The sequence below is a fragment of the Candidatus Zixiibacteriota bacterium genome (assembly GCA_022865345.1).
In the GTDB taxonomy this organism is placed as follows: Bacteria; Zixibacteria; MSB-5A5; order MSB-5A5; family RBG-16-43-9; genus RBG-16-43-9.
On sequence record JALHSU010000159.1, the window covers coordinates 1 to 7,016 of the forward strand.

Sequence of the window (7,016 nt, forward strand, 5' to 3'; positions counted from 1 at the left end):
AATCGTCAACCGGGATTATTTCGAATTCGATTACCGTCATTCAAAATTAAAAAGCTCAAAGGATATTTTGCTTTCAGCTACCCTGATCTTGCAAAAGGAGGACAGGGAGAAGATAAGAAAAAAGATAGAGGAGAACCTGAAAGTGAGAAAGTCCAGGCTTCCGGAAGAGGAAGGTTCTGCCGGTTCATTTTTCAAGAATATCAAATCCTCCAAGAGCTGTTCATCCGGGGTCTCGGCAGGGTATCTTTTAGAGCAAGTCGGTGCCAAAGAGATGAGGATTGGAGATGCTAAGGTTTTCTCCAAACATGCCAATATAATAATAAATGCGGGGAATGCTACCTCGGAGCAAGTAAGAACCTTAACCAGGATCTTAAAAGAAAAAGTAAAGGAAAAATTCAACATAGAGTTAGAAAAAGAAGTAATCTATTTAGGAGAGTAAAACTTCAGTAAAGGAGGTAATTATCGATAATATCTAAGGGTTTCTAAAGGTGACCCGATGGTAAGAAAATCAGAAGTACCTCTTTTTGCCGCCAAGGGCGTAAAGTCTTTTTTGAAACTGGCGGTTTTGTTTTTGCTTTTGCCGGCCTTAGGCGCAGCCCAGGGTTTGAAATTAGATTTAGACGCGAAAAATAGCAGCTGCTCCTATCATAAGCCGGGCACTCCCGATGTTGGTCTTTCCCTGGCTTTCAAAGAACTTCCCCTTCTTAAAAACAAGATCTGCTTTGCCCGGACAGTCCAGATAAACTACGAAGATAAAGTGGTCGAGCTTAAGGATAAGCTGGGCTCTTACCCGGTTGATAATGTTTTTCCCCTGAGCCTGGATTCTTATATGAGTTATACTCTTTCCTCTCAATATCAGGAGGGCTGGCGAAAGAACATAAACCTTTCCTTAATCCAGACCGAGCAGGGAAAGCGCAAGAGCTTTTTCCAGTTTGATATCCCGGTTAAATTTCCATCCATAGTATCCAAATTTATAGGCGAGGGAGGTCCCAGTCTAAAGATCACCGGAAACCGGAAGATCTCCTTTTCTGGAAGGAGTAACTGGAAAGAGGGGCTGGTTAGCACTGCAACTTACAAGCCGTCCAAGTGGCCCTCTTTGAATATGGAGCAGAAATACAGTTTCAAGATCAATGGAAATGTCGGAAGCAAAATCTCCGTGGACGTAGACCAGAACAGCGAGACCACAACTGATCTGGCGAACCGGATTCACTTACGGTATGCGGGAGAGGAAGACGAGGTCCTGCAGAGCATAGAATTGGGGAATACCAACCTGACAGTGGGTAGCAGTCTGGTCGGGTACAGCCAGGCACTCCGCGGTCTTTTCGGGATTAAAGCCACAGCCAGAGTCGGCAGACTGGGCCTGACCATGATAACCAGCCAGGAGAAATCCTCCACCCAAAGAACCACCTTTAAAGCCGGCGCAGAGAGCGCAGCAAGCTATATCCGGGATTATGACTATGTGAAAAGAAGATTTTACTATTTGGGAAGAAGTACTGCGTTAGGTCACCAAGTCAACGATTATCAACCAGGTGACAGCTTGATACAATTTGAGCTCTACAAGAACGTCTACCCTTCGGATTCACTTTACAGTACGTCAGCTCACGGCCTTGCCTGTGTCGACCCAAGAGATATAAGCCAAGATCCGAGCCAATCTGAATACAGGGTGTTTAAACATATCGATCCACAAGATTATTATGTTTATCGCAATATGACAAGGGATACTACCCACAATACTGTCACTTTACCTTTTGTAGAGTTACCCTATTCCTTGGGGGAAAATGACGTATTAGCGTACTATGCCAAGATATTACGACGGGCAAGCGTACCTCCAGAGACAATAACCGTAGGTAGTCTGAAATACTCTATTCCCCTTAATAAAGATAGCCTATTGATCTCAGATACAACCTTTTTGCTTAAACTTGTGAAGCCATATGACTCTCGGTCAGATCAAGTAACCTGGGAATATGAGTGGAGGAACGTTTACTCGCTGGGCTCAAGGAATATCGAAAAGGATGGGCTGAAGATAAATATCTATAAAGGAGTCAGCCGGCCAGAATCAGAGTACACCAATAACACTGATCCGGACCAGCAAAATGGGGTAAGATATATTCAGATATTGGGACTGGATAAAATCGACCAATACGGAGCCAGCAACCCGGATGGGGTTGTAGATTTAGACAGGATAGATTTTAACAAGGGCCTGCTTTTCTTCCCGGACCGGCACCCCTTTAAAGTTGATTCTTTAAGCGAAAAAATACCTGACATATATACTGCCACAGAAAACGATCAATTCGCCCAGAATTTAGTGGGAAAGACAACATACTATATCTACGTTGAGACCAAAAGTCGCAAGACCGAGTTTGCCTTAGGTCATTCTCCGATAATCGAAGGCTCGGAAGTAGTGACTCTGAATGGTAAGAATTTAGCCAAAGGCAAGGATTATAATATCGATTACGATAACGGGCAGATCAGTTTTCTATCTCAGGAGGCTACAAACGCAACCGCAGAGCTAAAAATTGATTATGAATATGCCCCGTTTCTTATGGCAGAGAAGAAATCACTTTACGGACTCCAGGCGAATTATCAGGCCGCTAGCGGTTTAACAATCAACAGCGTGGCGCTTTACAAAAGCGAGAAATCCACCGATGATAGACCCAGAGTTGGCGAGGAGCAGAAAAAAAATTTCGTCTGGGGGACAGACGTTTCCTTCTCCTTGGCCCCCTCGATTATGACTAAGTTGGCAGATGCTCTTCCCCTTTTCGGGACGGAAGAGCCCTCCAAGGTTGATATTAGCCTGAAGGTGGCTCAGAGTATACCCAATCCTAATCTGATAAACAAAGCCTACATTGACGATTTCGAAAGCTCTTTAGAATATACAGACCTGGGTATACGCCGGGGGACCTGGTCCCTATCCAGTATGCCCCAGGGTAATTGGCAGAGAGCAAGGATGATCTGGTATAACCCTTATGACCGGGTGCAGATACAAGATATCTGGCCTAACCGTCAGGTTCAGGCAAGGGAAGCCTGGACGGATATGCTAAATTTAGAGCTTTATCCCAAGCATCCGCATGCGCCGAAAGACACCGTCGCCGTTGATATTGATAGCCTTAACATTCACATTAAGCCCGTCTTCTATGCTGATTCTTCTTATAAGTCCTGTAACGGGGTTATGAGAGCATTTGCTCCGGGTAGCTGGGACCAGACCAGGACCAAGTTCCTGGAGGTCTGGGTAAAAGGAGATGACAGCACCACATTATACATCGACTTAGGAGAAATAAGCGAAGACATAAACGGTGATAAGGTACCACAAACTGAGGATAAACCCTCCAACGGTCAAAGGGGAAACGGAATCTTAGAAGATGATGAAGATACCGGCCTGGATGGGGTATTTGAAAATTCCTCAAATGTTGATTGGAATGGAGATGACTGGGATTATGATCCAGAGAAGGACAAAAACAATTATAGCCACATCAACGGAACTGAAAGGAATGCCAATGATCCGGACAGAGGCAGAAGGCCTGATGCTGAAGATATCAATGGGAATAACGAGTTAGACAAAGACAATAACTATTTCGAATTCCCGATAAACTTAAAGGACGCTTCTCTCTGGGTGCCCGGCACCTATCATAACGGCTGGAGGCTTTACCGCATTCCTCTGGAAAATACACAGAACCGAATCAGCGTGGGAACTCCTGATTTCTCCAGCATAAAATTTGCCCGGGTCTGGTTTTCCTCCTCTGATACCACTGGCAGAGCTGTTTCAGTCCAGATTGCCTCTATCCAGTTAGTTACTAACAGGTGGCGAAGCCTTGGGGTTAAATCGATAAACGATTCGACTTTTGCCCCGGTCGATTCGACTCGCGAATCATTTGAGGTCTTCGTGATCAACACCTTTGATAATAATAACTACAATCCCCCTCCAGGAATCGCGGGGATTCTGGATAGAAGTACTAACATCCGGGAAAAAGAGCAGTCCCTGGTTTTAAAATACCAGGACCTTAAGCCCGGTCATTATGGATTAGCTTATCGGATACTATATAGAGCTGAGAATTATACTAATTATCAGGGGTTGAAGATGTTCGTGTACGGACCCACAGACAATTCCGGTGTTAAATTTTTCTACAGAATGGGCACAGATTCTCTGAATTTCTACGAATATCATTGCAACCTATATCCTGGATGGGATTCAAGAAATGAAGTCAATATGGATTTCAGCCAGATGACTGCTCTGAAAAACTACATGCTGGTGAGTGCTTCTAAGGATTCCACAGCAGCTCGTGACACAACAGCAGGGAATTATCGGGTCAGAGGAAATCCTACCCTCAGTAGTGTGATCTGGTTTTCCTCAGGGGTATACAATGATACTCTAAAAAAAGATTCAACTGAGATCTCAGGTGAAGTCTGGATTGATGAGCTCAGGGTTACAGATGTGCGCAAGGTACCGGGCTGGTATTACTCCGGAAGCATCTCCACCAAGTTCGCTGATCTTTTCAGCCTGGGAATTACTTTTTCCCGTAGAGATGCTGAGTTCAGAAGTCTGACCGAGAACAAAGGGTTAGGGGTTGTCTCCAGCGGCTTAGGGATAAGTTTAACTACTTCGCTTGAAAAATTCCTGCCTCCTTCCTGGGGCTTGAACCTTCCTTTTTCCTTTAACCTGACAAAATCGCTTGACCTGCCAAGGCTAAAGCCAGGCTCGGATATTGTCCTGCCCGCGGGACTAAGGAGCCTGGATAGGACCGAATCCACATCCAAGAGTTTTAGTTTTTTCCCCAGCTTTAACCGGGAGACAAACAACTGGCTTTTAAAGCTTACTCTAAAAAGACTTAAATTGAATCAGTCCATTTATTATACGCGCACGGATTTCAGGAGTTCTGTGACTCCAGTCTCCAATAGTCAGGGGTATGGATTCGGACTACAGTATGATATGACCCCCAGGAAAAATCTAACTTTCTCACCTTTCAAGGGGTTGAAATCGGTTTTCCTCCTAAAAAAGCTCTCCTCTGAGACTATTAGCCCCCTGCCCACCAACCTGATGTTCTCTTCTTCAGTCAGAAGTACCAAGTCTTTTAGCCAGAGCAGTGCGGGGAACATCACCTCACAATATGCCCGTGGTTTCAACGGCACAATCAGTGCTTCTATGGCTCCCTTGAAAACAGTGTCACTGGGTTACACTTTCGAAACTTCAAGGGATATCAGAGATGATAAGAACCTTAAATTCTCATTCTTACCTAAACAGGCTAAACTGGGGATTGAGATAAGCAGATCACAGTCCTTCTCAGCCACTTACCGTCCAAAGTGGATAGGAATTTTAGACCAGAGCTTCAGTTTCAACTCCTCCTACAAAGAGAATGGCGACCCGGTGCAGTTGCACGGAACCAAGTCGGTAGGAAATCAATCCGGTAAATCCGCCAGCTTTACCTTCTACTGGCAGAGGATATTTGGAATTCTAAAGCCCAAGGCAGAGGCTAAAAAAGGCTTAAGTCCGTTAAATTGGGTAAGGAGCTTTGTAGGTAATTTAGGCCAGAACCTGGCTGCGTTGAGCATAAACTATCGGATAACCAAGACCTCCACCAAAAGCGGGCTTTTAGAAAGGCCCTCCCTTTCCTATCAGTTTGGATTCACGGACAAAGCCGATGTTCCATTTTCCACTGACCCCCAGACTGCAAGATCTGACGGACTGAGTACCCAGAAAAACCTGGATGTGGGAAGCGCCTTAAGGGTTTCCTCAAATATAAATATCTCGAGTTTAAGGTACTCTAAAGTAGATAATATTGTCTCCAGTTCTGGAACCCCGGTGAGGAATGTGAGCACGACTTTCCCAGATATGGTTTTAACCTGGAGCAACTTAGAGAAGATAAAAATTCTTAAGAGGTTTGCCTCCAGTGTGGATTACTCTTTTAATTACAGAAGGAAAGTTGATACAGCAGAAGACGGTCTGACCGGCAAGCTGAACAAAAGGGATATCACCAAGAGTCTTACTCCTTTATCATTGAAGGTAACTTTCAATAACAGAATCCAGACTAATTGGTCCTGGGATAGGGTAGTGGCAGAGAGTCAAGCTTTATCCGGGGTGTCTGGGGGAGGAGGCAAGACCATCAGCACTTCAGACGCTTATGGAGTCAATGCTGCCTATTCCTTCAGCGCACCAAAAGGGATGAAACTTCCCTTTCTCAAGAAGATAAAATTCCAGAGCAATTTAAACCTCGGATTGGGCATTTCCATAAAGCGTAACCAGACCAAAAGCTCAGTAGGACAGCAGGGGTTCAACATATCCGCAGATTCTAAGGAATTCTCCTTAACGCCCAGTGCAGGATACAGTTTTTCCTCTCAGGTAACGGGTGGGCTGTCCGGACGCTGGCTGGATACTACCAATAAAATAAGCGGGGAAAAAAGTCATACCAGGGAGTTGAGCATCTGGGCTCAGGTCACCTTCTGAGTTTAAACACTGGTTTAGTTGATTAACTCTAATCTAAAATACAGGGTTGGATATTAAAAAATCTAAATTGAGCCTGGTTTCTTTATTTTTCTTTTTTTTCATCGGAGCGAACTGCAGCTCTGATCCCACATTGGAATTCAAGGGGGGAAGAGCTTATCAATATCTTAAAGAGGAATGCCAGTTTGGACCCAGAAATCCCGGTTCACCCGGACACCGAGCTTTAAAAAAATATCTGCTTGACTTCTTCTCTGCATATAGTAATTTAGTTAAATCTCAGGACTTTGTGTGGGAGGATACGACCGGGGACTTAAAGTTGGAACTGAGCAATATAATCGTCTCTTTCTATCCTGAGAAAAAAGAAAGAGTCCTTTTGTGCGCCCACTGGGATACCAGGCCTTGGGCAGATAAAGATTCAAACCCGGAAAACCGCTCTACCCCGATCTTAGGAGCAAATGACGGTGCCTCTGGAGTTGCAGTCCTTATGGAATTAGCCCCTATACTGTCTAAGAAAAAGCCCAGATATGGAGTTGACCTGGTCTTTTTTGATGCTGAGGATCTGGGCTCAGATGACCACCCGGAA

At 44.8% G+C, this 7,016-nt stretch carries 3 protein-coding genes; all 3 read left to right on the forward strand.

Annotated features, from left to right (window positions below; all coding sequences use genetic code 11):
• On the forward strand, positions 1-439 hold a 439-nt coding region (locus MUP17_07480), incomplete at its 5' end, for a UDP-N-acetylenolpyruvoylglucosamine reductase (protein MCJ7458816.1).
• Positions 440-496: 57 nt separating this feature from the next.
• Entirely contained in the window at positions 497-6,436 is a 5,940-nt protein-coding gene (gene sprA, locus MUP17_07485; GenBank protein MCJ7458817.1) for a cell surface protein SprA, read from the forward strand.
• Between the two features lie 46 nt (positions 6,437-6,482).
• Positions 6,483-7,016 (forward strand): M28 family peptidase (locus MUP17_07490; protein ID MCJ7458818.1); only part of this gene is annotated, 534 nt, incomplete at its 3' end.

Excerpts from the sequence above, each read along its gene's own strand:
- sprA (MCJ7458817.1), top strand. The coding sequence starts at position 497 with ATGGTAAGAAAATCAGAAGTACCTCTTTTTGCCGCCAAGGGCGTAAAG.